General features: G+C 36.6%; 22 protein-coding genes, 2 pseudogenes and 1 riboswitch. Of the genes and pseudogenes, 14 read left to right on the top strand and 10 right to left on the bottom strand.

Annotated features, from left to right (window positions below; all coding sequences use genetic code 11):
- Positions 1-132: 132 nt before the first annotated feature.
- From ACFX4L_RS21730 to ACFX4L_RS21720, 3 genes are read right to left on the bottom strand one after another with little or no spacing between them, the layout of a single operon-like run.
- Complete coding sequence (locus ACFX4L_RS21730) at positions 133-1,047, bottom strand: ABC transporter substrate-binding protein (RefSeq protein WP_377406162.1); 915 nt, start codon at positions 1,045-1,047, stop codon at positions 133-135.
- A gap of 20 nt (positions 1,048-1,067) precedes the next feature.
- Positions 1,068-2,072, bottom strand: coding sequence for a FecCD family ABC transporter permease (locus ACFX4L_RS21725; RefSeq protein WP_377406164.1), 1,005 nt, complete (start codon positions 2,070-2,072; stop codon positions 1,068-1,070).
- A gap of 12 nt (positions 2,073-2,084) precedes the next feature.
- On the bottom strand, positions 2,085-3,119 hold the full coding sequence (locus ACFX4L_RS21720; RefSeq protein WP_061462876.1) for a FecCD family ABC transporter permease: 1,035 nt from the start codon (positions 3,117-3,119) through the stop codon (positions 2,085-2,087).
- 280 nt (positions 3,120-3,399) lie between these two features.
- Here ACFX4L_RS21720 and ACFX4L_RS21715 point away from each other — a divergent pair, with 280 nt between their 5' ends.
- Positions 3,400-3,738, top strand: coding sequence for a YmaF family protein (locus ACFX4L_RS21715; protein WP_125162106.1), 339 nt, complete (start codon positions 3,400-3,402; stop codon positions 3,736-3,738).
- Positions 3,739-4,107: 369 nt separating this feature from the next.
- Here ACFX4L_RS21715 and ACFX4L_RS21710 read toward each other — a convergent pair whose 3' ends face one another.
- Positions 4,108-5,022 (bottom strand): LysR family transcriptional regulator, encoded by a 915-nt coding sequence (locus ACFX4L_RS21710; protein WP_141133653.1) that lies wholly within the window; start codon positions 5,020-5,022, stop codon positions 4,108-4,110.
- 1,056 nt (positions 5,023-6,078) lie between these two features.
- Here ACFX4L_RS21710 and ggt point away from each other — a divergent pair.
- Positions 6,079-8,154 (top strand): gamma-glutamyltransferase, encoded by a 2,076-nt coding sequence (gene ggt / locus ACFX4L_RS21705; RefSeq protein ID WP_284470997.1) that lies wholly within the window; start codon positions 6,079-6,081, stop codon positions 8,152-8,154.
- A 167-nt stretch (positions 8,155-8,321) separates the two neighbouring features.
- On the opposite strand, the gene ACFX4L_RS21700 is transcribed toward ggt, so the two are convergent.
- On the bottom strand, positions 8,322-9,221 hold the full coding sequence (locus tag ACFX4L_RS21700) for a LysR family transcriptional regulator (RefSeq protein WP_377406159.1): 900 nt from the start codon (positions 9,219-9,221) through the stop codon (positions 8,322-8,324).
- Positions 9,222-9,344: 123 nt separating this feature from the next.
- On the opposite strand from ACFX4L_RS21700, the gene hutG reads away from it, so the two are divergent.
- The 9 genes and pseudogenes from hutG (at position 9,345) to ACFX4L_RS21655 (ending at position 19,363) form a co-directional block, all read left to right on the top strand.
- Positions 9,345-10,301 (top strand): formimidoylglutamase, encoded by a 957-nt coding sequence (gene hutG, locus ACFX4L_RS21695; RefSeq protein ID WP_284470995.1) that lies wholly within the window; start codon positions 9,345-9,347, stop codon positions 10,299-10,301.
- Positions 10,302-10,330: 29 nt separating this feature from the next.
- Positions 10,331-11,535: pseudogene (gltS, locus tag ACFX4L_RS21690) on the top strand (sodium/glutamate symporter).
- Between the two features lie 280 nt (positions 11,536-11,815).
- Positions 11,816-11,971 (top strand): hypothetical protein, encoded by a 156-nt coding sequence (locus ACFX4L_RS21685; RefSeq protein ID WP_155727292.1) that lies wholly within the window; start codon positions 11,816-11,818, stop codon positions 11,969-11,971.
- Between the two features lie 60 nt (positions 11,972-12,031).
- Positions 12,032-12,703, top strand: a complete 672-nt coding sequence (locus ACFX4L_RS21680) for an SOS response-associated peptidase (RefSeq protein ID WP_284470993.1) — start codon at positions 12,032-12,034, stop codon at positions 12,701-12,703.
- Between the two features lie 323 nt (positions 12,704-13,026).
- Positions 13,027-13,134, top strand: a riboswitch (SAM riboswitch).
- Positions 13,135-13,326: 192 nt separating this feature from the next.
- Entirely contained in the window at positions 13,327-14,643 is a 1,317-nt protein-coding gene (locus tag ACFX4L_RS21675; RefSeq protein WP_284470992.1) for a Na+/H+ antiporter NhaC family protein, read from the top strand.
- Between the two features lie 626 nt (positions 14,644-15,269).
- On the top strand, positions 15,270-16,142 hold the full coding sequence (locus tag ACFX4L_RS21670) for a Cof-type HAD-IIB family hydrolase (RefSeq protein WP_377406157.1): 873 nt from the start codon (positions 15,270-15,272) through the stop codon (positions 16,140-16,142).
- Between the two features lie 98 nt (positions 16,143-16,240).
- A complete protein-coding gene (locus ACFX4L_RS21665; RefSeq protein ID WP_377406155.1) occupies positions 16,241-17,509 on the top strand; it encodes an MFS transporter in 1,269 nt (422 codons plus the stop codon).
- Between the two features lie 340 nt (positions 17,510-17,849).
- Positions 17,850-18,230: a RidA family protein gene (locus ACFX4L_RS21660; RefSeq protein WP_284470989.1), complete on the top strand. Its 381-nt coding sequence runs from the start codon at positions 17,850-17,852 to the stop codon at positions 18,228-18,230.
- A 182-nt stretch (positions 18,231-18,412) separates the two neighbouring features.
- A complete protein-coding gene (locus ACFX4L_RS21655; RefSeq protein ID WP_377387288.1) occupies positions 18,413-19,363 on the top strand; it encodes a sugar phosphate isomerase/epimerase family protein in 951 nt (316 codons plus the stop codon).
- 460 nt (positions 19,364-19,823) lie between these two features.
- Here the strand turns inward: ACFX4L_RS21655 and ACFX4L_RS21650 are convergent, their stop codons facing one another.
- From ACFX4L_RS21650 to ACFX4L_RS21640, 3 genes are all read right to left on the bottom strand, one after another.
- The gene (locus tag ACFX4L_RS21650; protein WP_284470987.1) at positions 19,824-20,450 is read right to left on the bottom strand and encodes an FMN-dependent NADH-azoreductase; all 627 of its coding nucleotides are present in this window, start codon (positions 20,448-20,450) and stop codon (positions 19,824-19,826) included.
- A 71-nt stretch (positions 20,451-20,521) separates the two neighbouring features.
- Positions 20,522-21,106: a DUF3238 domain-containing protein gene (locus ACFX4L_RS21645; RefSeq protein WP_377387285.1), complete on the bottom strand. Its 585-nt coding sequence runs from the start codon at positions 21,104-21,106 to the stop codon at positions 20,522-20,524.
- A 144-nt stretch (positions 21,107-21,250) separates the two neighbouring features.
- A complete protein-coding gene (locus ACFX4L_RS21640; RefSeq protein ID WP_377387282.1) occupies positions 21,251-21,832 on the bottom strand; it encodes a DUF3238 domain-containing protein in 582 nt (193 codons plus the stop codon).
- A gap of 130 nt (positions 21,833-21,962) precedes the next feature.
- Here ACFX4L_RS21640 and ACFX4L_RS21635 point away from each other — a divergent pair, with 130 nt between their 5' ends.
- Positions 21,963-22,436: a MarR family winged helix-turn-helix transcriptional regulator gene (locus tag ACFX4L_RS21635; RefSeq protein WP_106028393.1), complete on the top strand. Its 474-nt coding sequence runs from the start codon at positions 21,963-21,965 to the stop codon at positions 22,434-22,436.
- A gap of 344 nt (positions 22,437-22,780) precedes the next feature.
- Here ACFX4L_RS21635 and ACFX4L_RS21630 read toward each other — a convergent pair.
- Positions 22,781-23,101: pseudogene (locus ACFX4L_RS21630) on the bottom strand (transposase); the annotation flags it as partial.
- 28 nt (positions 23,102-23,129) lie between these two features.
- Between ACFX4L_RS21630 and ACFX4L_RS21625 the strand changes: the two are divergent.
- Positions 23,130-23,405, top strand: coding sequence for a hypothetical protein (locus tag ACFX4L_RS21625; RefSeq protein WP_284470984.1), 276 nt, complete (start codon positions 23,130-23,132; stop codon positions 23,403-23,405).
- A gap of 64 nt (positions 23,406-23,469) precedes the next feature.
- Here the strand turns inward: ACFX4L_RS21625 and ACFX4L_RS21620 are convergent, their stop codons facing one another.
- The gene (locus ACFX4L_RS21620; RefSeq protein WP_284472082.1) at positions 23,470-24,474 is read right to left on the bottom strand and encodes a YeiH family protein; all 1,005 of its coding nucleotides are present in this window, start codon (positions 24,472-24,474) and stop codon (positions 23,470-23,472) included.
- A gap of 155 nt (positions 24,475-24,629) precedes the next feature.
- Between ACFX4L_RS21620 and ACFX4L_RS21615 the strand changes: the two genes are divergently transcribed.
- Positions 24,630-25,526 (top strand): LysR family transcriptional regulator, encoded by an 897-nt coding sequence (locus tag ACFX4L_RS21615; protein WP_214811823.1) that lies wholly within the window; start codon positions 24,630-24,632, stop codon positions 25,524-25,526.
- The last annotated feature ends 123 nt before the right edge of the window (positions 25,527-25,649 follow it).

Raw genomic sequence — 25,649 nt, 5'->3', positions numbered from 1 at the left:
TCTGAAGAAAATCTCGCCATAAAAAACTGCACCTCCAATTGTTAGTTGTGTCTAACAATTGGGGTGCAGTTCAACGTACAGGAATCGACTTTTTTAGTTTGAAATTTCGCTTAGCGTAAAAAATAACACTATTTATTTTGAAAAGATTTCTTTTGCGTTTTCCATGGCCATTTTATTTCCTAGTGCTGAATAGTCAAGCCATGGCTGATCCGGAACTACGTATACATGTTTTCCTTTAACTGCTTTCAACCCTTTCCAAATGGGTGTATCTTCCAACTGTTTAAAAGCAGTCTGAGACTCATCGTCACTGTTGACAATGACAAATATAGCATCTGCATTGAAATCTGGAAGAACTTCTTGAGATATGACTTCGTAAGGTAGATTTTTATCAATCTTTTCAACACCATTGGCAGGTTTAAAACCTAAATCCTGAAATAAGATAGGTCCCATTGGCTTTTCAGTACTAAATACTCGTAACTCCTTTGCAGTAACACGGATTGCCATTACTTTACTGCCTTCACCAAGTTTATTTTCAATTAAATTTTTGACTTCTTTCGTTTGTTTTTCATAATCTGATATGAACTTTTCTGCTTGCTGTTGACGGTCGACAAGTTTAGCAACGGACTTTAAATGATCTCTCCATGTTCCTTCATCAAGATTAAATACATGAGTCGGTGCGATTTTTTCATATTTTGATACATCTTGTCCTGAAAATTCTTTATCAAGATAAATTACAGAAGGGCTTAGTTCTATCAACGCTTCCATATCTGGATCTTTTACAGGTCCAAGCTTTTGCGTATCTTTTAATCGATCCTTCACATGCGGCAGAAAATCTTTTAATTCTCCACCAATTACAGAACCAACTGGAGTTATATCTAATGCAAGTAAATCATTTGTTAGGTGGATGGAAAGTGAAGCGATTCTAGGTTCTTCACTCTCTGGTTTATTTTTTTGTGCTGATTTACTATCATTTGAAGATGTCTGTCCGCAAGCCGACAAAATAAGAATTAACATAATGCTAAATAAAATAGTAATTTTCTTGTTCATTTTTTCTCCTAATTGAAAAGTTATTTTGTTTTTGTGAGCAAGTAAAGAAAATAGGGAGCTCCTATAGCAGCGACTACTATACCAGCTGGAATAGCATTTGGATGAAATATGGATCGGCCGATGGTATCCGCAAGCACCAAAATAATGAGTCCTATAAGTCCTGCAACAGGAAGGAAATGCTGGTACATCGGGCCAACAAGCCGACGGGCAAGATGCGGGGCAACTAGACCAATAAATCCAATACCGCCGGCCATTGCTACACTCGCACATGACAAACCAACAGCAGTTACCAGCATCAGCAAACGTTGTTTTTGAACAGAAACACCAAGTCCAGCCGCTAGGTCATCACCTAGTGATAAGGCATTTAATGTGTTAGATTTGAAGTAAGCATAAGGTGCTAAAATAAGGATCCAGGGAAAAAGGGCAATAACATGGATCCAATCTCTTCCCCATACATTACCAACTAACCATCTTGAAGCAAATGAGTAGGTTTCTTCATCAAGACGAAGAGACAGAAAAAGTGTAATAGCACTAAAACCAGCAGAAATCGCAATTCCAATGAGAATAAGGCGAATGGGCAGTATGCCTTTGTAACGATCATAGGCAAGTAAAACAATTAGAAAAGCAGTTAAGACTCCGCCTAAAAAGGTAAATAGCGGTATAAGGATTGATGCTTTTTCATCCAATGAATGAAAATATGTTACAAAGATAATGAGACCAAAGGACGCACCTGCATGTAAGCCTAAAATTCCTGGGTCTGCCAAAGGATTACGCGATAAACCTTGTAGGATTGCACCTGAAATTCCTAATCCAACTCCAGCCAACATGGTAATCAAGATTCGTGGCATACGGTAATCAAATAGCACAGTAGTACTTTTAAAATCACCGTTGCCAAAAAGCGTTTGGATTACTTTTAAAGGTGAAATTCGCAGTGTACCTGTATTCAAGCTTATTAATACTGCAACTATACTAATAAAAATAAATACCATAGTAACTATATATGCCCTCTTGTTGTCTGCATTCATATGATATTTCACCTATAAGTCCCTCCCTACTTTACGAGCAATATAGAGAAAAAAAGGAACACCGACAAGGGCAACCATTATACCAATAGCCAGCTCTCTAGGCGGGTTCAACGTTCTGGCACCCAGATCAGCCAGTATTAACAGAATCGAACCCAATAATGCTGACATTGGAATAATGAGCTGATAATATCCTCCAACCAATTTTCGTGAAATATGTGGGATTACAAGTCCAACAAAACCTATTGAACCAACGGCCGAAACAGAAACTCCTGCCAGAATAACGGCAACTATCATTCCTAGTATTCTAATACGATTCGTATTCACACCAAGATTGGTGGAAATATCATTGCCCATTGAAATGAGTGATACAGATCGACCTAATGAAATTGCCCAAATAATTGCGATAAGAATAATAGGAGCAAGCACTTTCAAATGACTCCACTTTATCCCTGCTACACCCCCCGCATACCAAAATGCTAAATCCTGACTCAAATCATAATAAATGGCCACTCCTGAACTAAGTGAATGTAGGAGCGCTGCTATCACTGCACCTGAGATTGTTAGCCTTATAGGTGTTAATCCTCCCGGCACAGATGAGCCTATTATATAAATGAATAATGTACTCAACACAGCTCCTATAAATGAAAAAACCATCAAGACAGCATATGGTATATTTGGAAAGAAAGCGAAACTAAGGGCTACCACAAACATTGACCCTGCGTTAATACCAAGTATTCCTGAGTCAGCTAAGGGGTTGTGGGTGACTCCTTGCATCAAAGCACCTGCAACTGCAAAAGCTGCTCCGACTAATGCAGCGCCAATCACCCGTGGAAGCCGTAGTTCGTGGATAATCTGTTGCTGTGTCAGTGTGGGATTATAATCAAAAATCGCTGACCACACCGTATTGATGCTAACCTCTTTTGCTCCAAATGTTACAGCCAAAAATAGGCACAGCACTAATCCAATAATCACCAGAATGAATAAACACAATAGCAGAAAACCATTTGAACGCTTTTTGAGTCCCTTTAGAGAGGGATTATGTAACATTTTTTAATTCATCCTTTACTGTTCATTAATGGAATTGATAATCATTATCATGATGATTATATCTTTACTCTTTGCTGAAATCAATCTATTTTTTTAACACGTTAATTTGTTAAAATATTGAATTGTTTGTATATGTTCACATAGGCTCCAGTAGGCAGGAAAATCGTTCGTAAAAGTATACTTTTACGTTTTTTTAATTATGATTGTTACGAATCTCCTTATTGTTCCAAGCATATAGTTTATGGAATTTATGATAATTAATATATAAGGGGTGAATGGATTGAACAAGGTAGGAAAAGATGATTTTGTTTCTGGGTTTGTTCCACATCATAATCATGGGTCCGTTGATTATACATCTGTAGAGGACGGCCATGTCCATCAATGTCTGGATGTAACATCCCCGCCAATTCCATCACAAGAGGGAGAACATATTCACTATACAGAAGGATATGTGGTATTTGAGGATGGGCATAACCATTATTATAAGGCATATTCGGGACCAGCCATTCCTGTTGGCAATGGAATGCACGTTCATTATTATGATTTTTACACAACTGAAGATGATGGGCATAAACATCGAGTTAGAGGGGTCGATCAACCTGCTCCAGGGAATAAATAACGGTACATGATATACAAAAAGAAAACCACAGGGGGATAATTCTAGTAGAGTTTTATCCGATTCAAAGTGCATTTATTCACCGTGGTTTTTCAAATAACCAGTGATAAATTATTTATCGAAGTATAGAAGTAAAATTAATCCAATATTAAAAGCTCCATTTCTCAGTGTCACAAACGAGAAATGGGGCTTTTTTCACTTGCCTAAACCCCTTATTTCGCCCCCTCCCTTTTAATCGAGAGGGGCTCTTTTTTAAAAATTTCACAAAATGCAAAAAATGAATCATTTAAAAGGTAAAGTGTAATAAATATTATTCAAACTAAATGGTTTTTCTCACTCCGAGTTGTTTCGCAGCTTTTTAAGCCAAGAATCTCATATATCGTAAAAAGTCTGATCATTCTTTAACGTTTTCAAAACATGCTTAGTCAGCATTGACGGATCATCCGTGTTTTTCCAAACTGCAGATATGGAACTGGATAATTCAGAGTTATCGATGTTCAATGCTTTAACTTTGCTTTTTCCCAACAAACTCACCATATCTTTCGGCATGAGAGCAACGCCTAAGTTATTGGCTATAAGGTTGGCGATCGTTAATAATTCAGATCCTTTACATAATTCTTTAGGTGAAAATCCAGCAGTCAGACAAGCCTTTTCCAAAAGGAATTGAAGGGAGTGTGCTTGGACGGCATCATAATGGATAAAAGATTCGTCTCTTGCTTCGTATAAGTGTATCGCATCCTTTTGGGCTAGTGGATGATCAATGGAAACGACTAATTGTAAAGGGAACCTTTTGAATTCAATCATGCTTAATCCTTCATTTGCGATGATGTTATTGTGTATGGGCGTTCGGATGAAACCGATGTGATAATTTTGTTGGTTTACGAGCTTCACTGCTCTTGAGGATGTTGTTTCATGCAGGTAAAAATCTGTTTCCGGGTATTCCCCCACTATCTTTTTCAATAACTTCGGGATATATATGCTCGCTGCAGAGGGGACAGTAGCAATCTTCATTTTGGGCTTGGGGATGGTTTTATTTTCAACTATGTAATTCACTGTTTTCTCAATATCTTCAAAGGAAGGGGCAAGTTTTTTATAGATGTACTCTCCTTCTTCCGTCAATGTAATTTTTCTTGTCGTTCGATTTAATAGTTTAAGGCCTAATTGTTTTTCGAGGGATAAAATCTGTTGGCTAAGTCCTGGCTGCGATATATGCAGGGTTTTGGAAGCCTCACTGAAACTAAGATGGTTAGAAACCTCTATGAAATAGCGGAGGGATAGGAAATTCAAACAATCACCCACTTCAGTTAGATTGGAAAATACACACAAAAAATAGCTGGTAAAAGGAAGGGCGGACCTCAAATATACCCTCTCAAATAATATTTGTATATAACGATTAAAGGCTAGAAATATGTTAAAAGTTTCTAGTTTTATAATAAAGACTTATAAGTTTATAACAATAATATATTTCTAAAACGGAAGAGTCAATATTATCCTTAAATTAAGGGTGAAAATGTAATAAAGAGGAAAATGAACCCATTAAATAACAGAATTTTCAGTATTTAAGCAGGTGTTTTTACACATTTATGCTTGTTTATTTGATTTAAATAAAACTTTTTTAATCGACAGTAGGACTTTTGGTTTTTGTGTCTGATTTTGCAAAAAAAAGGAAAAGCAAGGTGGTCGGTAGAATAATAATAGTATCATCTTTTGTAGATGATGAAAAAAATGATGGGGGGTTGTATGAAAAGGTTAATAAGTACTTTTTATTGGTTATGAGTCTAACAGTGACCGGTATTATCACGGCCTTCAGTAAGGAAAAGGACTATATTCACGAAAAATAATGGCCAATATGCACCTATGCCTATACTGAGGATTGCTAAAAAGATATCGTACCAGGCAACTTGAAATTTTCCCTTTTGACGCTTCTTCCGGTTTGAAGGAAAACTAAAAAAAATCAAGGATAGTGCAAACCGGCGCTTTGGATTTGTGGTTCGTTTAATGGCCATTCTGCTAGTTTTAGAGGCAACTAGAGGTACAGTAGGCAGCAGGCTTCCTATTATGGTCATGGCTATATTATTTGTTTTCTATGGCTTGGACAGTGCCAGGCTTCGATTATCACCCGGATGTAAGGGTTAGTTTTAGAGTCATGCTGGAAATTCGTGGGGGGTGATTTTTTGAATTGAATCATCATTAAGAGAACTTATCCAACAGCCAAAAGGAATGTGAATACTGTTTCAATTTAGAGATCAACCAGCATATTCCAGACTTGCAATCGAGGATCATCCGTATATCCACTTGCCGTATGGTGAAATCCCAATTTTGTTTTTGAAAGGAGACTAATTCATGAAATTTTTAAAAAGTTTTATTTTAGTTACTTTCAGTTTCTTTTGTATGATCACACCAGCTTTTGCAAGTGTCCCCGGAGTGGATAAGTCAATGGGAAGGGGTGCAACAAAAGGAATCGTATCAGTTTCTCATCCGTTAGCAGCTGAAGCGGGTATAAAGATACTAAAACAAGGTGGAAATGCGGTCGATGCAGCAGCTGCCATTCAATTATCGTTAAATGTAGTTGAGCCAATGATGTCTGGAATCGGCGGCGGTGGTTTTATGATGATCTATAATAAAAAGGAAAATAAAATAACGATGATCGATAGTCGCGAAATGGCACCACAAAATGTTACGCCTGAACTTTTTTTAGATTCAAAGGGAAAACCTATTCCTTTTAGTAAACGGCACATATCTGGGAAAGCGGTTGCAGTTCCCGGAACACTTTTGGGGGTAGAAACTGCTCTTGAGAAATATGGAACATTGAAATTATCACAAGTTATCGACCAGTCCATTTTACAAGCTGAAAAAGGGGTAAAAGTCAATTGGGCGACAGCTCAATATATCGATGAAAATGTAAAAAAACTTGAAAATAACCAAGCGGCTGCAAAAGTTTTTGTACCAAATGGAAAACCATTGGTAGAGGGAGATACCCTCGTTCAGCCAGATCTGGCAAAGACTCTTAAGTTAATAAAAGAACAAGGTTCTAACGTTTTTTATAAAGGTGAAATCGGAGAAGCACTTACCAAAGAAGTTCAAAAACGTGAAGGAACGATGACAAAAGAGGATTTGGAAAACTATGTGGTGAAAGAGAGAGAACCAATTAGATCGGAATATAGGGGCTTTGAATTGGTGGGTGCAGCTTCACCAAGTTCAGGCAGTTTGACGATCCAACAAATCCTAAAGCTCATGGAAGGATACGATGTACAAAAGATGGGGGCTAACTCCCCTGAGTATCTTCATTATCTAACGGAAGCCATGCATCTCGCATATGCCGATCGAGCCGCCTATATGGCAGATGAAGATTTTTATGATGTACCTACTAAAGGACTATTGGATGAAGATTATATAAAAGAAAGAAGAAAACTCATTAATCCAAATAGATCAACAGTTGATGTCAAAGCAGGCGATCCATGGAAGTATGAGGGCAAAGAACCGACTTCAATGAAGAACGTTAAGGAAGAGCAGACCCCGATCGGACAAACGACTCACTTTTCTGTAATGGATAAGTGGGGAAATATGGTTGCTTATACGACTACAATCGAGCAAGTATTCGGATCGGGTATCATGGTACCTGATTATGGATTCATGCTTAATAATGAAATGACGGATTTTGATGCCACACCGGGGGGCGTTAACCAGGTGGAACCAAGAAAAAGACCAAGAAGCAGTATGTCCCCGACCTTCGTATTAAAAGATGGCAATCCCTTCATGGCCATTGGTTCACCAGGCGGAGCGACGATAATAGCATCGGTATCTGAAACGATTATGAATGTGCTTGATCATCATATGCTAATTCAAGATGCCATACTAGCTCCACGTATTTATTCTGCTGGTTATCCTACAGTTAGATGGGAACCGGGAATTGAACAAAATACAAGGCTGGAGTTAATGGCAAAAGGCCATGTTTATGAAGAAAAACCCCAACATATCGGTAATGTGCAAGCTGTTATTTTTGATTATGAAACAGGGAAAATGTATGGAGGAGCCGACAATACGAGAGAAGGAACTGTTCAAGGAGTGTATGATGTTTCCTATAAAGCTAAAAAGCCAAAAGAAATAAAAGAAGAAAAGAAAGGACCGTTTACCTTAAAGGTGAATGGAGCCGTTTATCCTTATACAGCTGAACAAATGAAACTGATAGATGAAAAACCCTATATCCAATCAGACAAATTGCTACTTGGATTGGGTGTAATTGGAGCAGGTGACTTAGAAACATATGAACCAGATAAAAAATCGTATTTACCGGTGTTAAAAGTAGCGAAATCGTTAGGATATAAAACAAAATGGAACGAAACAGACAAAGAGGCACTATTGGAAAAAGATCCAGCGGATTTTGAAGATCCCGACGATGATGGTAGCGTGACGAATTGATTTCATCCTGACTAATATAACCAGTCCAGACAGGATTCCTTTAAAAAGATGTAAAGAAGGAAATTGGGAAGTGAAACGGTCCAGACTAATGATATTCCCCTTGTGCATTGTGCAGAAAGGGGAATATTTTTTTTGTGCATTTTTTCAGTGAAGATTTGCTTTTTTAGTTAGTCGATTCTATCACTCTCATTAAAAAAGCGATGTATCTCCTCAACTAATTTACATACCGCAGGTGACAGATATCGATCTTTCAAGTAGGCCAGGTATACAGTCCTTTCCAAAAAATTAGATTCTATTGCACGGATTGCAGTATCGGTTGTTGTAACGGATTTTACATAGCTTTCCGGTAAAATTGTAACACCAAGTCCTTCTTCCACCAAACTGCAAGCTGTTTCAAGTCTTTCTATTTCGTAAATAATATTGGGAAGTGCCTTTTCATGCTTGAATGCTATTAAGATATCATCTCTTGTTTGAAATCCAGTTGTACTGATGATCAATTCTTTCTTTGCAAGGTCTTGGAAAGTGATAGACTCTTTTTCGTTTAATTCGTCATCTTTATGGACCAAAAGCACGAATTTTTCATTGTATAGGGGTGCAGATATGATTTTCTCATGGTTAATTGGCTGGTTCGTGATGGTGAAATGAACATTAAACCGATTTAACGATTCGATAACCTTTTCTTCCCCCAATATTTCCCTGACTTTGAAATGAATATTAGGATAATTGATTTTAAAATTCCTGATTATCTTCGGGAACCAGATTTTGAATGATTCAATGGAACCTATAGATATTGTTCCACTTCCAACATGCTTCATCTCCTCAAGTTCCACTTGAAAATTATTGAATCTTCTTAACAAATCCACAGATCTCGTATAAAAAATCCCCCCTGCTTCCGTAAGCTCAAGTCCCCTTGTATTACGTTCCAAAAGCTGAAAACTAACTTCTTTTTCTAATTTCATTATGGCATTACTTAAGGAAGGTTGAGATATATGCAGTATTTTAGCAGCTTTAGAGTAATTCTTTTCCTGGACAACGGTAGTGAAATAACGTAGTTGGCGAAGATCCATATATTCTCCTTTCTATAGTTTAAAACTATAGATATATTAAAATTTTGTATTGGTAATTATATATTATCTCAATTATAATTTTTAAAAAAGATATTTCAGAATTTTTTTAATAAAGGAGAAATTATGTATAATAAACCGATTTTAGATTATTGGAATGGAAGGGTTGATTCCCATTCTGAAATGGACAGCTTCAGGTACCACCAAAGAGTGCGTTTGTCACCGATTTCGGAATTAAACACCTCTCCCAAAGCATCCAGAACCTTTGGAATGATTGGCTTCAAATGTGATGAAGGCGTCAAAAGAAATAAAGGCAGGATTGGTGCTGCTGAGGGTCCTGATCATATAAGGCAGTCCTTGGCGAAATTACCATGTCATTTATCCTCCCAAACCGAGCTGGTGGATGCTGGAAATGTAATCTGTGAAGGTTCAGAGATGGAGGATGCCCAAGCTCAACTGGGATCAGCTGTTGCCCAGATATTGGAGAGTAAAGCGATTCCTATCATACTTGGCGGAGGACATGAAACCCTTTATGGTCATTATCTTGGGATAAGGAAATACGTTGGACCAAAGGCTAGATTGGGGATTATTAATATTGATGCTCACTTTGATATGAGGCCTTATGAAAAAGAAAGTTCATCAGGAACGATGTTTAAACAGATTTTGGACGAAGATCAAAGTTGTGGATATTTATGTGTCGGAATTCAGAAACAGGGAAATACGAAGGCCCTGTTTAAAACTGCTGAGGGGAGTAAGGTCGACTACATATTGGAAGAAGATTTGTCATTGAACGAAATGAATGAAACCAAGCAGCGGATAAATGAATTCGTTAAAAAAAATGACTTCATCATTCTTACATTATGTACTGACGTTATTGATTCAGCCTACGCACCAGGGGTAAGTGCACCCTCTCCATTTGGACTGAATCCGAAATTGGTCCGTGCGATTATTAGGCATGTCGTATCAAACGAAAAGATCCTCTCCTTTGATATCGCGGAAGTGAATCCTTCGTTGGACGAAAATAATAAAACCGTTACATTGGCAGCACATTTAATAAATGAGGTATTGCTGCATTTTAAATAGTAAATTATACATCTGGGGGCAGACATACGATGAATCTGGAATTAAATCAAATCACAACTTTATTTCTCGCCGTATCACTGTTTTTGGCGGGTGGACTGTTAATAGGAAGAACCCCATCCTTAAAAGGTTTTGCATACCGGCTCCAGTAGTGGGAGGATTATTGTTCGCGATACTTGTGACAATCTTCAGACAGGCTGGATTGATCAATTTAACATTGGATACTACTTTACAAAGCCTTTTCATGCTTACTTTCTTTACAACTGTAGGGTTAGGGGCAAGCTTTAAACTTGTTAAGCTAGGTGGGAAACTGCTCGTCATTTACTGGCTGGCTTGTGGCGCCCTGGCTCTTTTTCAGAGTATGATAGGAGTTTCACTTGCAACCGTACTTGATTTAGAGCCTTTATTAGGAGTAGTAATGGGCCCCATCTCGATGGAAGGAGGCCATGGGGCAGCTACTGCATTTGGCGGGACAATTGAAGATCTTGGGGTTAGTTCCGCTTTATCCATTGGACTTGCAGCAGCAACCTTTGGCTTGGTTGCAGGCGGGTTAGCTGGTGGTCCATCCGTTAAATATTTAATCACTAAGTATAAATTACAGCCATCCGAAGCAGATATTAATGATGAAGTGGCAGCAGCCGTGGAAGCGAACGGAGATTCATCCAAAGGGATCAACGCCCAAAACTTCATGATCCAGATTCTGATCATAACATTCTGTATGGCAGCAGGTTCTTACTTAGGAGAGCTTTTCTCGAGTTCAACCGGTTTTGTTTTGCCAAGCTATGTAGGAGCAATGTTTGTAGCGGTTATCGTTAGAAATATTCTTGATGGTTTTAAAAGAGAAGCTGTGGATATGAAAAGCATCGATCTAATCGGAGACGTAACATTGGGAATTTTTCTAACTATGGCCTTAATGAGCATAAAACTATGGGAAGTGGCCGATTTGGCATTGCCGATGCTTCTAATTGTTTTCGTCCAGGTATTTTTCATAGTACTTCTTGGTACATTGGTATTATTCAGATTACTAGGTAAGAATTATGATGCAGCTGTCATGGTTGGTGGCTTTATCGGACATGGATTAGGGGCAACACCCAACGCAATGGCAAATATGTCCGCCATTACAGGTCAATTTGGTCCTTCGAGAAGGGCATTTCTTATCGTACCGATCGTAGGGGCATTCCTCATCGACCTTTTTGCTATCCCTATTATCATTACCAGTATAAATTTGTTGAAGTGAAAAACCTTCTGACCAGACTGTCTTTGATTTTATTCATGGACAGTCTTTTTTATCTATATGTTATTTTGAATGCAAATGGAAGATTACAAGCTTCCTTTACTATGAAATGAGGGTCTCGGATTGCTTCGGGTGATTAATCTTAAGGGTAATCAAGTTTAATGGAGCCACTGTACAGGCTCCTCATTAGTGGATTAACCACGACTCTGCTAAAGGTCAATAATGATACTTGTAGGTTTTTGGTTTATAATAACAACCATCTAGCCTTATGAGGGGGAATCCTATGAATGAATATAATGTAACGGTCAGGAATGGCAGTACATTAATTTTGTCGGAAATCATTAAAGCTGAAGATGAAAGAGAGGTCCTTGGAACACTTTTGATTTCCAGTGAATTATTCAATCAACCATTTACCGACATCAGGATTTTAGAACGCTAATTTGTACCTGCCCGTTCCATTTGTTACACTGTAATAAATCTTAAAACGGTAGGCGATATTATGTGCGGACGTTTCACCCTTTTCACTGACATTGAAGAAATAAAAGACCGGTTCGATATTCAAGGATCATTTGATGAAGAATACCAATTCAGTTACAATATTGCACCTTCCCACTCCGTGCTATCCGTCATTAATGACGGGGCTAGGAATCGACTTGGATATCTTCGGTGGGGACTCATTCCTTTTTGGGCAAAAGATGAAAAAGTGGGCTACAAAATGATCAATGCCAGAGCGGAATCCATTGCTGAGAAGGCAAGCTTCAAGAATGCGTATAAGAAGAAACGATGCTTGATAATCGCTGATTCCTTTTATGAGTGGAAGAAGGAACCCGAGCGAAAAATACCCATGCGAATAAAGCTTAAGAATCATGCTCCATTTGGTATGGCCGGTCTCTGGGAATCCTGGAAATCTCCAGAGGGCATCAACATTTATTCGTGCTCAGTTATAACGACCGTTCCTAATGAGCTAATGACCAGCATTCATGATCGTATGCCTGTCATCCTAAAACCTGAAGATGAAAAAGATTGGTTGAATCCATCCATTAATGATCCTGCATATCTGCAGCAGTATTTAAAATCATTCGATCCTGAACAGATGGAAGCATTTGAGGTTTCGACTGATGTGAACTCAACTAAAAATAATTCACCTAACCTGATACAACAAATTTGCTGAGAGGTCCTTTCTTTAGACCTCTTTTTATTTTTAGTTCCTCCCTGATAAAAGACAGGGGTTGGATCATAGTTTAACAAGTAAATCATTATTGAAAAAAACTTATTTACTGCACCTGTAAAAGGCCCTTTATTATATTAAGGTCCACATGTGAAATACTTTAAAACTAAACCTTGCGAAAATACATAAAATGCTGTACTCTTATATTTGCTTTTCAATATGGCTTTCGATGTCACTTTCACAAACTCAGTTGGTTTCGGCGAGTTTCCAGTCTGGTACTTTTCTGGTAGATATCGTAATATTTGATAAATTATATAATTTAGATCTTCTTATCAAGAGAGACGGAGGGACTGGCCCGAAGATGTCTCGGCAGCAGACTTAATAGGAGTGCTGTGCCAAATCCAGCAGGCTAATTTTTGCCTGAAAGATAAGGGGGGCGTTTTTTTATAAATTAAAAGACCTCTTCTTGTTGTTTAAAGGAAGAGGTCTTTTTTTATGCCGACAGTTTTAAGCTGTTGATTCCATTAGTGGGCATATCAGGTTATTATTAGCGTTATTTGCAAAAACTGTTAAAAGAATAAGGGCTGTGACACATGTCATGGGAAAAATAAAAAGAGGTGTTCATCATGAGTGCAAACAATAAAGGGAATCCTTGGGCATTGATCCCATTTGTCGTTTTTTTAATTTTATTTATAGGTTCCGGAATCATCACTAAAGATTTTTATTCATTTCCGGTGATTGTAGCGATTTCTATTGCATCGGCAGCTGCATTGGCAATGAATCGGAAAGAGACTTTCAATCAAAAGGTTGAAATCTTCTGTAAAGGTGCCGGGGACTCCAATATTATGTTAATGGTTATCATTTTCCTTTTGGCAGGCGCTTTTGCCAAAGTTGCAAATGGCATGGGGGCAGTTGAATCAACAGTGAATCTTGCCTTAGCTGTTTTTCCGCAAAATCTATTAATGGTAGGGATTTTCATTATTGCTTGTTTTATTTCTTTATCTATGGGGACAAGCATGGGAACGATTGTTGCCCTAGCACCTATTGGGGTTGGAATTAGTGAGCAAACAGATATTTCGCTTGCCCTTTCAATGGCGGCCGTTATTGGTGGTGCGATGTTTGGTGATAATCTATCCTTCATTTCGGATACGACAATCGCTGCAGTTCGAACACAGGGAACGAAAATGAAGGATAAGTTTAAAGTGAATTTTTTCATCGTTTTACCTGCGGCCATCATCACATGTGCCATCCTAGGAATTTTAACGATGGGTGAACAAGCCGACATTTCCCAACATGCTTATAATTGGGTGAAGATCCTTCCATATCTTTGTGTATTGATCACTGCATTGGCAGGAGTCAATGTGTTCCTGGTCCTTTCCATCGGAATTGTATTTGCCGGAATTATCGGCTTGGCTGATGGAAGTTATCAACCGTTGGGTGTCATTCAAAAGGTTGGGGAAGGAATGGCGGAAATGTATGAAATCTCCTTCCTTGCCATTTTAATTGCAGGTATGGTAGCTGTAATCAAACATAATGGTGGCATCGATTATTTACTCCACCTTGTGACCAGAAATAGCAAATCAAAAAAAGGAGCGGAATTCAGCATTGCCGGGCTTGTTGGTTTGACGAACCTTTCAACGGCAAATAACACGATTTCGATTATCATTGCCGGGCCACTTGCCAAAAATATTGCCGAGAAGTATGGGATTGATCCACGTAAATCGGCGAGCTTGCTTGACGTTTTTGCCTGTTGCATCCAAGGGTTGATTCCATATGGGGCACAGCTCCTTGTTGCAGCAGGGGTAGCAAAGATTTCCCCTATAAGCATCTTGCCATATTCTTATTACCCAATACTTATTGGAATTTGTGGAATTATTGCCATCTTGATTGGTTTTCCACGGTTTCAGCCGGGAAATGATGAAGCGAAGAAACGTACTTCTTAAAATGAGAATAATTTTGAAACAACACCCTGAATCATTGATTCAGGGTGTTGTTATGCATTACCATAAAATTGCCGTTTGGCAACGATATGCGACCAAAAATATTTTGGTATGAAAAAAGATATTTATGAATAAGGTTATTAGTTTAAACTAATAAAAATAAGCCTGAACCATTTATTCTGGTTCAGGCTTATTTTCTTTTGTAACGAAAATTTCTTTATAAGACCGATAATTTCTTGTTTCAAGAGAGTTTTTTGCATAGGTGTTATTTAGCTAAACAGGAGCTTTGTTTAATGACGAACTGGAAAGAGTGATATGTTTGAATAAAAAACTTTTCACTTTATCTTTAATAGATTTGCCTTTACTTTCCCCTCTTTACGGTCAGTTGTTGAGGCTTTTTTCTAGTTGATAATGAAAATAAGAGCAGGTGAATTGGACAAATTAAGACCTGATTTACAAAACCTTAACATTGGATTAATGTGGGGTTTATATTGATAAATTATGATAGAACCGTAATAAACAGTAATAAACCTTAAAAATTCCACATTAAGATTGGCTTTTTATTGAGAGCAGGTATAAAAGCTAGAAAGAGAATTTAATAGATAGGATGAGAAAAGGGGCTATATAGCATGAGTTTCATTGCGATAGATTTAGACGGAACATTATTAAACGACCAGAATGAAATTAGTGATGAAAATATAAAGGCGATTCAATATGCCCAAGAAAGAGGCTTTGAAGTAGTTATTTCAACAGGACGGGCTTATTTTGACGTTCAAACAATTTGTGAAAAAGCCGGGATTTCCCCATTTGTAATCGGGACAAATGGCGCAACTATTCATTCCAAAAGCGGAAAGTGCATTTCTTCTATTACGATAACTAAAGATTGTGTCGAATCTATTCTCCAATGGTTAGATGAACGGAATTATTATTTCGAAGTGTTTACTGATAAAGCCATTTATACTCTTAAAAAGGGAAGAGAACATTTCCATAATGAGATTAAAAGTTTGAAAAGCGCCGATTTGAATACAGATATGAAAGAATTAGTTGAAGTAGCGGAAAGGCAATTTGACCAGTTTGGATATGTTTTAGTTGAAAACTATCATGATATCTTAAAACAGGAGGAAGAATTCTATAACATATTAGCATGTTCTTTTGATAAAAAGAAATTAGAGGGAGCATGGAACCAATTCAAACAGTTTGATGAGTTGATGGTTGTTTCATCTGCTGATCACAACATTGAAATTACTAGTAAAAGAGCTTCAAAAGGAATGGCCCTTGAAAAATTGGCTTTTTTGATGAATGGCTCCTTAGATCAGGCTATGGCAATCGGGGACAGCAACAATGATTTATCCATGTTCCAGAAAGTTGGATACAGCGTAGCGATGGGAAATGCGAAAGATGTCATAAAAGCTGTTTGTACAACGACAACCATGAAAAATGATGAGAATGGGGTAGCTTATGCGATTTATCGATATATGGAGAACTTCGTGGTTCAAAAATAAGTGTCAATGCCGAAGGAGCAAGCGATAAAATGGCATGGATATATATCACATAATGGCAGGACTTTTGGAAATCGTCTGTTTATGAGGGGGGATTGTTTATGGCAGTAGCAAAAAAGCAGGTCAAAAAATGGTTTACCTTATGTATCTTAATTTTGGGAGGAGGAACAATATTTAAATTGTCATCCTTAAAAGATGCTTTTTACGTTCCGATGCAAAAATATTTTCACCTTTCACATACCCAAATAGGTTTAGCATTATCTGTATATGCTATTATACAAATGTTTGGTTATGTAGTCTCCATTTATATCACTGATAGATTTTCTAAAAGGAAGCTAATTCCGATTGGATTGATTGGTGTAGGTGCAACTGGGATTTATTTATCTACTATACCAAGTTATTATGGAATTTTAGCTTCTTGGGGAGTAATGGCTTTATTTACAGAGATTACTTTTTGGCCAGTATTGATAAAAACCGTTAAATTGCTTGGAGACTCCGACGAACAAGGCAGGATGTTTGGATTTCTTGAGGCTGGTCGTGGTGTTGTAGATACAATCGTTGCATTCTCTGCTCTAGGTATATTTATTTGGTTAGGATCTGAGTCATTAGGTTTCAGAGCCGCAATTTTATTCTTTGCCTTGATTACAATTATTGTTGGTATTATTAGTTATTTCTTTATAGAGGACGATATCATTGAAACGTTTGATAAGGGTGGAGAAGAAATTAGTAAAAATAAAGTAGCTTTGAAAGGTGCGATTCAAGCTATTAAAACTCCCATACTGTGGTTTTCCTCATTTACAATATTTTGCGTTTATACGGTTTACGCAGGCTTAACTTACTTTATTCCGTTCTTGCAAGAAATTTATGGAATGCCGGTAGCATTATTAGGTGTATATGGGATTATAAACCAATACGGATTAAAAATGATAGGCGGTCCCATCGGTGGATTCTTAGTTGATAAAAAATTTAAATCAGCGACAAAATACCTTAGATTTACATTTCTCTTATCCATTATTACAATGATAATTTTTATTATGCTTCCACATGACAAAATGAATATTTATATAGGAATAATTGCGACACTTGGCTTCGGATCGATTGTATTTACTCAACGGGCTGTGTTTTTTGCCCCATTAGATGAAATTGATATTCCAAAAGAAATAAGTGGTGCTGCCGTATCATTAGCTTGTTTAGTTGGTTATGCTCCTTCAATTTTCGCCTTTGCCATGTATGGTAATATTCTGGATCACAATCCTGGAATTACTGGATATAGATATGTATTTATGATTATGATTGCATTTGCAGCTATAGGTTTTATTATAAGTAACTATTCAGTTAAAATTTTAAAAAAGAAAAAACAAACTAACTGATATTTGGAAGATAATTAAATGAATGCTTAATTTTTTATCGATATATAAATTGGCTTAAATTTGGGTAACAAATGAAAATTGGATTAGAAACAGAAAGCTTTCACTTGCAGTTTATTATCGGTTGAATGAATATTTTCGATTTTATCAGAAAAAACAGCTAATCATTTAAGATGTAAAAACCGTATTTCCATCAAAACTGATTGATCCTTTAACAACATCTATAGAAGTGAGGATCTTTTAGAACAAATGTTATTGGCCCAAGATAATGAAATTAAAGAATCTGTACAAACGGTCAAAAAGTTACGAGAAAAACATTGTAGATAAAAAGGAGATTTTTATTATGAAAGAAGCAGTTTTAACAAATAATGCGCCACAACCTATTGGACCATATTCCCAAGCGGTATTATCAAAAGGGATTCTCTATATTTCGGGGCAACTCCCTTTAAATCCTAATACTAATAAATTAGCTATAGGCATTGAAGACCAAGCAAGACAATGTTTAGAAAATTTAAAGCACATTTTAATAGAAAAAGGTCTAGAAATGAATTCAGTTTTGAAAACAACTATATTTGTGACTGATTTATCAGATTTTCAAACTGTAAATGAAATTTATGCGGAATATTTTTCGAAGCCTTTTCCAGCTAGGAGTACCATTCAGGTAGCAGAATTACCTATGAGTGCAATGATTGAAATTGAATTGATGGCCGAGGTAAAAAGGTGACCAATTATTCTTTTTTGGAGAGAATGTGTTCCGTCGTTTAGTTGCTGGTTCTTCCCTTATTTAAGAGAACTTTCGTAAGCAAAGTCGTTAAGCAGAAATTAATTCAAATAAAAATAGAAGTCGAACAAAATTTAGTTTAATTTCTTCTCTGCACAATAAATTAACATAAAGGTGGGTAAAACATGAAAATTGGATTAGAGACAGAAAGCTTTCACTTGCAGTTTATTACAGGTCGAATGGATATTTTCGGTTTTATCAGAAAAACAGCCGAATTGGGATTAGATGGAGTCATGATCAATATTGTTCCATGGCCAGGGTTACCAGGAATTGGTACATTAGATTCGTTTGAACCGGAATACTTAGACAATGTGAAAAAAGAAATTCAAAAGTATGGATTTTTCGCTGAAATCGATACAAATGGAACCAATCCGAAACATCTAACCGAGGTCATTGAGGCCGCGCATAGAATTGGAGCGGATGTCATTCGTACGTATACCTGCATGGGAGAATATGATCCAGACAGATTGAGAAGAGCTCCTGAAGATATTAAACAAATTGTACCATTATTAAAGAAATATAGAATCAAGCTTGCTGTTGAAAATCACGAGGAAGAGTTAACGGATGAAGTGATTCAAATCATTAAGGAAGTCAACAGCCCTTGGGTTGGTGCTCATTGTGATTTCGGGAATGCAATGATGGCATGGGAGGACCCGGTTGAAGCTGTAAGAAAATTAGCACCACATGCCTTTACAACTCATTTTAAGGATCATATTATCGTCCATGATGGCGAAGATTACAGGGTATGTGGCGTACCTGCTGGGACTGGTAATATCGATTTGGAAGAATGTTTTAAAATATTGATTGAGAATTCAATGTTGACTAGAATCAACGTTGAAATGTGCTTCCCGTATGCCATCCATTTTAAGAGAGAGCCTGGTACAGGCGGAGTCTTTGCAGTAGGCGAAGGAGCATTTAAGGTGGAACAACCTCCTTATGATTTAAATGTAATTAAACCATTGGATTACTATTATCCGCCAACAGAACTTCTAGAACAAATGATTGAGGATCAAGAAAAAGGTGCAGAGCAATCGGTTAGATATGCACTTGCATTAAGGGATAAATACTGCCGCTAAATAAAAAACAGGGAGAGGTTCTTTCGGGAATAATCTCCCTGTTTTTTATTTTGCAGAAGGGTGCTTGAGTTTAACAATAGGGTTGTTACACAACACTTTCTTATGGAACCTAAAGGGGCTGGTTAGTTCAAGAGTGAGTTTTGATCTTTGTTCAACAATTGGGCCAGATTGTGGAAGATCATTTTAAAAGAAAATTCGATATTTGTCTGTGAGATTTTGAAGAATTGTACTAAGCTAAAGGACAGAATAGTTGAAGAAAATCAAGTTTATATATATTTTGTCCATCAACGTTCCATTGTAATGTAATCCTTTTTTCTATCTTTTTATAAGATTTAAATAGAAATATTACATCAATTGGGTTCTAACTCCCCCAAAAGTAGCAAGATGAGCGAATAAAAAAACAGTACCACCGCTATAAAAGTGGTGGTACTGCTATATTGAGTGACAAGTGTTTTATTAATTAGAACGTACTTGCTACTTTAACAGCTTTTTCAAGCCCTGCAGCAATAATTTCTTCTGCTTTATCAGGGAATTGATTGTGACCCTCAATCACTACTTTCTCTGTATTTTTTACACCGAAGAAGCTCATCATACTTGCTACATATTTAACAGCCATTTCTACTTCAGCTTTTGGTCCTTCAGAATATACACCGCCACTTGCGTTTAATAATGCAATTTTCTTATCTCCAATCAGACCTACTGGACCTTCTGGTGTATATTTAAATGTTTTGCCTGCGCGGTTTAAATAATCAATATATGTGTGTAGTACAGCCGGAATTGTTAAGTTCCATAATGGGAATCCAAACACAACTTTATCAGCTGCAAGGAATTGTTCTAAATATTTATCAGCAACAGTTACTGCTTTTGTTTCTTCTGCTGTTAAACCCAGTCCTCTACTAGCTTTAAATGTACCGTTAATCATATCTACTCCTACATATGGCAATTCTTCCTTGTATAAATCAAGCTCTACCACTGTATCATTTGGATGTGATTCTTTATAGCTAGCTAAAAAAGCCTCATATAATTTCACACTCACCGCTTGGTTTGCGGGGCGATTGTTTGCTTTTACAAATAAAACTGTTGTCATTCTCTTTTCCTCCTATTGGTCACTCTTTTGTTGTTATATATTTATTCACTAAAAAGGGAATCCTATTGTCTTTACAATATCTTTTTAAAAGAATACTCCATGTCTCCGCCTAGAGCTTCAGCTGTATCACCAGTTTCTCTGAAGTCATGTGTATGAATCTTTTCAAACGGACCAAAGTTTACTTGCTTATAAAATTCATAACAAGGGAATCCGTCATGTGCACCTTGAATATCGATAGTACCATCTTTTTTTACATGTACAGTTAATAGATAATCAACGGGAGGTGCATATACATTTAATGGGTTGCTAGCACTAGCAATCATTTGAAATTTGACGTCATCTGACCTCCATACAACATCAGTGCACAAAATGCCTTCCGTTCTAGCTTTTCCTGTTTTTTTATTAACGGAACCATCAGGAGTTGTGATTCTTTCTGTTGTTATGCCCGTATTCGCATATGTGAAAATTTCTTTTTTGTAAAAATCTACAACTACTTCTTGTTCCACTCTAGAACGCATAGCGTTTACCGCATAAGGTGTAAATTCACGTGCATCACCTTCAAATTGAATAATGTTTCCTGTTTGAGTATCCTTCTTAGGTTCAGTCCAAGACATTGGAATAAATACACTTGCTCTAACTTTAACGATATTAGTCATGAGGCACACCTCTGTAATTCTTGATTTATTTTGGGTAATAATAATATTGACCCATTGAGCAAAACAGGCCGCAATTTCTTCCGTATAAGTTATTGCTTTTCCTTTAATAGTTGCTGCTTGTAAACTTCTACTTAGTATTTATATCTAGATTGTCGTTTTAAAACTGTATTCCATTTCCCCAGCTAGTGCTGCCGGAGTGTCACCAGTTTTTCTGAAATCATGTGTATATATTAATTCAAATGGACCGAAATTTGTTTGTTTATAAAATTCATAGCAGGGGAACCCATCATGTGCACCTTCAATCTGTGCAGCACCACTCTTGTTAACATGTATAGTTAATAAATAATCAGCCGCAGGTGCTGCTGCATTTAAAGGATTACTTGCACTTGCCCTCATTTCAAAAGAAACTTCATCAGTGCCCCACAAAACATTAGTACATACAATATTTTCTGTACTTGTTTTTCCTTTTTTATAATCAATAGAACCATTTGGATTTGTAACTTTTACAGTTACGATACAAGCATTTACATATGTGAAAATTTCTTTTTTATAAAAATCAATAATCACTTCTTGCTCTAATCTTGACCGCATAGTGTTTACAGCGTTTGGTGTAAATTCACGTGCATCACCAGTGTATTCGAATATCTTTTCTGTTGCAGGATCTTTAATAGGTTCCAACCAAGCATATGGTGCAAATACACTTCCTCTAATTTTAACGATAGCCATGAGAACCCTCCATAATGTATTAATTTTTTTATAATCGAATTATAGTCAATTTGATTGACTACATTGCGTATAGTACAATGGATTTTAAACAAAGTCAATCTAATTGACTTTATTTAAGGAGGTTTTATGTATGAATCATGAAATATTTAGTGAGTTGGATCTTACATCACTTTTATCATTATCCTTTAGTACATCAATTACTGAATTACATGACAGATTGAGTGAATTGGGATTTGGAGATATTAGACCTGCACATGGTTTTATGTTTAAATGTATCACTCCCAATGGTGCAACAGGTATAGAACTAGCCGAATATTTAGGAATTACAAAGCAAGCTGTGAGTAAAATGGTGGATTATCTTGAGAAAAGTGGCTATGTAATGCGCAAAGCTCATCCCACTGATAAGAGAGGGAAAATTATTGTTTTGACTGAACGAGGTTGGTTAGTTGTGAAAGCAAAAGAGAAGATACTAACTGAAATTGAGCAACGTTGGATTGAAAAGATAGGTGCTGAACGCCTGCAAATGCTCAAAGAAGATTTAACAAAATTAGTTTATGAAGAAAATGAAGATAAACTATCATCGAGGTTAAAACCTGTCTGGTAATTATAGAGTTTATAAAGGGAACTTATAATCGTGCTTAAATTCGTACTAACAGTACACATTCCTGTAATGATTTAAATTAGCAGCAAGGTTTGTGGAGAATTGTACGGGAGCGTTAGTTGAAGAGAAACAAGCTAACATTTGTGTTTCTATTTTCGTTGTTCCATTAAAGGGCGCAATTCTTGAAGAAGGTTCGCTTTTCTTATAGAACTAACCAGCCACTAGTTTGTCAACATTTTTCAATAAACACTTAAAATGTTTCATGTTATACTAAATTTGCGTATGCCAAATAACCTTCCAAGGTTCTGTGTTTGGAAAGTTTTGGACTGTTTAGTTATACTTTAAAGCTAGGCTAGATCTTGGAAAGTCGATTTACTTTTTAAAAGTGCATAAATCCAATGTAAGAATTTATTGGTACATGCTATCACAGCTACTTTACAGGGCTTTCCTTCCTCACGTTTCTTATCATAAAATTCTCGTAATCGCCTGTTACGAGGAATGATTTCATCTGTCGTTTTCTTTTTGCGACAATCACGAATGGCACATTTTACAGTTATATACAAGGCGTGTCGCAGCCTACTAGAACCTCTTTTGGTAATCCGATTTAAAGTACCTTTGAATGTACCAGATTCAAAGACACCTGGATCGATTCCGGCAAATGCAACCAAGAAAATTATAAAGAAAGTGGGAAAACGATTGAAGCGATTAGAACAGGTGGCTACATACTATATTGAAGAGTTTAGTCAATATTCGCTAGCGGTAATCCGTTCAAAACAAGGAGTTACTCCCACTTTCGAAGGTAAAATAGTTATTTCGAAAGTAATACCTTTACTAAACCTTAAAGAACAAAACAAAGAAATTTATTTTAAAAATATCAATCAAATGCGTTTAATTACTGCGCCTACTTTTTCTTTTATACTTCAAGAAATCAAGTTAAATTTTAATTCAATAAATCATTTGAAGTTGAATTAGTTGAGCAAAACCCTACTGTTATATATGTATTGCAGTGGGTAAAAATTCACCTTTTTATTCTTTGTTAAAGACTAATATAAGTTAGCGATGATAAAAGAATTGATGTAATAATAATGGCAATAAGTGGACGTATTGCTTTGGTACGTAGTTCTTTCAAGCTAATATTCAATCCTAATCCGGTCATTGACATTGTTAACATAAATGATGTGAAGTCTGCAATATCAGACATCACTTTTTGTGATACCAATACCTTATTACCAATGATATAGCTTCCCACAAAACTCATAACAATAAAGCCAATTAAAAACCATGGAAACTCGAATCTTGCCTCCCCTTCTATTTTTCCTTTCTTTTTCATCCAAAGCATGAGGATAAAGCAAACTGGAATTAATAGGAATACTCGTGTAAGTTTGGCAAGTAATGCGTGAGCAAGAGCATCCTGGCCTGCCGGGGCAGCAGCTAAAGCAACATGGCCTATCTCGTGTAGGCTGATTCCAACCCAATTTCCGTAGTTCATAGGACCAATTGATAAAAAAGGATATATTAGCGTATAGATTATTGAAAACACTGTGCCGACTAATGCGATGATGCCTACTCCCATAGCCGTATCTTCATCTTTTGCTTTTATAATAGGCGATACGGCCGCGATGGCAGCTGCACCACAAATGCCTGTGCCAACACTTAATAATAAAGAAAGATTAAAATCTGCCTTCAGCCATTTTGCAATAATCATAAGAACAGCAATTGAAAAAATGATCGTTATTGTCCCTCTTAGCAATAGAGGGACACCCTGATGAAATATCACAATCATGTTAAGCTTTAATCCATAAAGTATGATGGCAAACCTCAATAATTTTTTTGATGAAAATTGAATACCATTACGTAATTTTTCTGGATATCCAAAAACCTGTCTATAAACTACAGCTAGTAAAATGGCGCATGCAAGAGGTCCAATATGATTTAGACCTGGCAACGCTGCTAAAAAAAAACCTAATACGGCTATGAGCAAGGTAAAACCAATTCCAGAAATCAAAGAAACATTTAGCTTTTTTGCCGGTTTTTTTTGCATATTTGGACTGGGAGTTATTAACGCTTTTTGTTCCAATGTTTTTCAACCCCTTATTTGGATTATTTTTAATTTATCGTAACTTATGATTTACAATAAGGAAAATAAATGATTATTATAGTTGTAATAAGTAAATACGATAGTAAGGAGGGGAACATATGGATCAACTATTATCTGTATTTATATCTGTAGCTGATAAAAGAAACTTTTCCAGAGCAGCGGAAGAGCTTCATATGACCCAACCAGCAGTCAGCCAGCAAATTCAACAATTGGAAAAATACGTAGGTGCAAAACTACTTCTGCGAACAAACAAATCTGTCCAGATAACTAAAGCAGGAGAAATAGTCTATTTACATGCTAAGGAAATTACAGGTTTATATAAACGAATGTCGATGTTAGTGAATGAATTAAATAACGAGCCAACAGGACCATTAAAAATTGGTGCCAGCTATACCTTTGGAGAGTATGTATTACCACATATACTTGCAAGAATGAAAAACTTATTTCCTAATATCATCCCTTCGGTACAGATTGGCAACACAAGGGATATTGCCAAAGCAATCACAAGTCATGAGATCGATGTAGGTATTGTAGAGGGGGAAATTTCTCTTCGAAATATATATATAAAATCGGTTTCCACCGACCAAATGTATATCGTGGCAGGGGGCAAATATCCAATTTATTTCAATAAGGAAGTTTCACGAAGACAGGTAGAACAAGAGAATTGGATTGTCCGTGAAGAAGGTTCTGGTACAAGAGAGGCAACAGAAACATTATTTCAATCTTTACAAATACGTCCTTCCAAGTTAATGGAATTCGGCAGCACACAACTTATAAAAGAAGCAGTTGAAGCTGGGCTTGGTATTAGTTACTTATCTGAACTTACTGTAAGAAAAGAAAGAATGCTCGGTACCATTCAAGTATTAAATGTAAAAGGGACACCGATAAAAAGAAATTTTTCAGTTATAACAGAATCTGTGGAATTGCATACGAAATCTATGAACTTATTTATTGAGTTAATAGAAAAATATCTAAAGAACCAATTATTGCAATAGCTCTATTTTATAAAATAATCAAAAATATAAAAAAAGACAACGCTCCTTGAACTGTGCCCCATTTTACGGACAGTATAAAAAAGTGCCTAAGCAGCTAATAAATGGTCCCGGTATTGTACCGGG

The organism is Peribacillus sp. YIM B13482, assembly GCF_042787975.1.
In the GTDB taxonomy this organism is placed as follows: Bacteria; Bacillota; Bacilli; order Bacillales; family DSM-1321; genus Peribacillus; species Peribacillus simplex_A.
This window is presented reverse-complemented; position numbering and strand designations above follow the sequence as displayed.

Excerpts from the sequence above, each read along its gene's own strand:
- ACFX4L_RS21670 (WP_377406157.1), top strand. The coding sequence starts at position 15,270 with ATGAGTTTCATTGCGATAGATTTAGACGGAACATTATTAAACGACCAG.
- ACFX4L_RS21685 (WP_155727292.1), top strand. The coding sequence starts at position 11,816 with ATGAATGAATATAATGTAACGGTCAGGAATGGCAGTACATTAATTTTG.
- ACFX4L_RS21660 (WP_284470989.1), top strand. The coding sequence starts at position 17,850 with ATGAAAGAAGCAGTTTTAACAAATAATGCGCCACAACCTATTGGACCA.
- ACFX4L_RS21615 (WP_214811823.1), top strand. The coding sequence starts at position 24,630 with ATGGATCAACTATTATCTGTATTTATATCTGTAGCTGATAAAAGAAAC.
- ACFX4L_RS21720 (WP_061462876.1), bottom strand. The coding sequence starts at position 3,119 with ATGTTACATAATCCCTCTCTAAAGGGACTCAAAAAGCGTTCAAATGGT.
- hutG (WP_284470995.1), top strand. The coding sequence starts at position 9,345 with ATGTATAATAAACCGATTTTAGATTATTGGAATGGAAGGGTTGATTCC.
- ACFX4L_RS21725 (WP_377406164.1), bottom strand. The coding sequence starts at position 2,072 with ATGAATGCAGACAACAAGAGGGCATATATAGTTACTATGGTATTTATT.
- ACFX4L_RS21665 (WP_377406155.1), top strand. The coding sequence starts at position 16,241 with ATGGCAGTAGCAAAAAAGCAGGTCAAAAAATGGTTTACCTTATGTATC.
- ACFX4L_RS21645 (WP_377387285.1), bottom strand. The coding sequence starts at position 21,106 with ATGACTAATATCGTTAAAGTTAGAGCAAGTGTATTTATTCCAATGTCT.
- ACFX4L_RS21655 (WP_377387288.1), top strand. The coding sequence starts at position 18,413 with ATGAAAATTGGATTAGAGACAGAAAGCTTTCACTTGCAGTTTATTACA.
- ACFX4L_RS21730 (WP_377406162.1), bottom strand. The coding sequence starts at position 1,047 with ATGAACAAGAAAATTACTATTTTATTTAGCATTATGTTAATTCTTATT.
- ACFX4L_RS21675 (WP_284470992.1), top strand. The coding sequence starts at position 13,327 with ATGAGTGCAAACAATAAAGGGAATCCTTGGGCATTGATCCCATTTGTC.
- ACFX4L_RS21680 (WP_284470993.1), top strand. The coding sequence starts at position 12,032 with ATGTGCGGACGTTTCACCCTTTTCACTGACATTGAAGAAATAAAAGAC.
- ACFX4L_RS21620 (WP_284472082.1), bottom strand. The coding sequence starts at position 24,474 with ATGCAAAAAAAACCGGCAAAAAAGCTAAATGTTTCTTTGATTTCTGGA.
- ACFX4L_RS21640 (WP_377387282.1), bottom strand. The coding sequence starts at position 21,832 with ATGGCTATCGTTAAAATTAGAGGAAGTGTATTTGCACCATATGCTTGG.
- ggt (WP_284470997.1), top strand. The coding sequence starts at position 6,079 with ATGAAATTTTTAAAAAGTTTTATTTTAGTTACTTTCAGTTTCTTTTGT.
- ACFX4L_RS21700 (WP_377406159.1), bottom strand. The coding sequence starts at position 9,221 with ATGGATCTTCGCCAACTACGTTATTTCACTACCGTTGTCCAGGAAAAG.
- ACFX4L_RS21635 (WP_106028393.1), top strand. The coding sequence starts at position 21,963 with ATGAATCATGAAATATTTAGTGAGTTGGATCTTACATCACTTTTATCA.
- ACFX4L_RS21650 (WP_284470987.1), bottom strand. The coding sequence starts at position 20,450 with ATGACAACAGTTTTATTTGTAAAAGCAAACAATCGCCCCGCAAACCAA.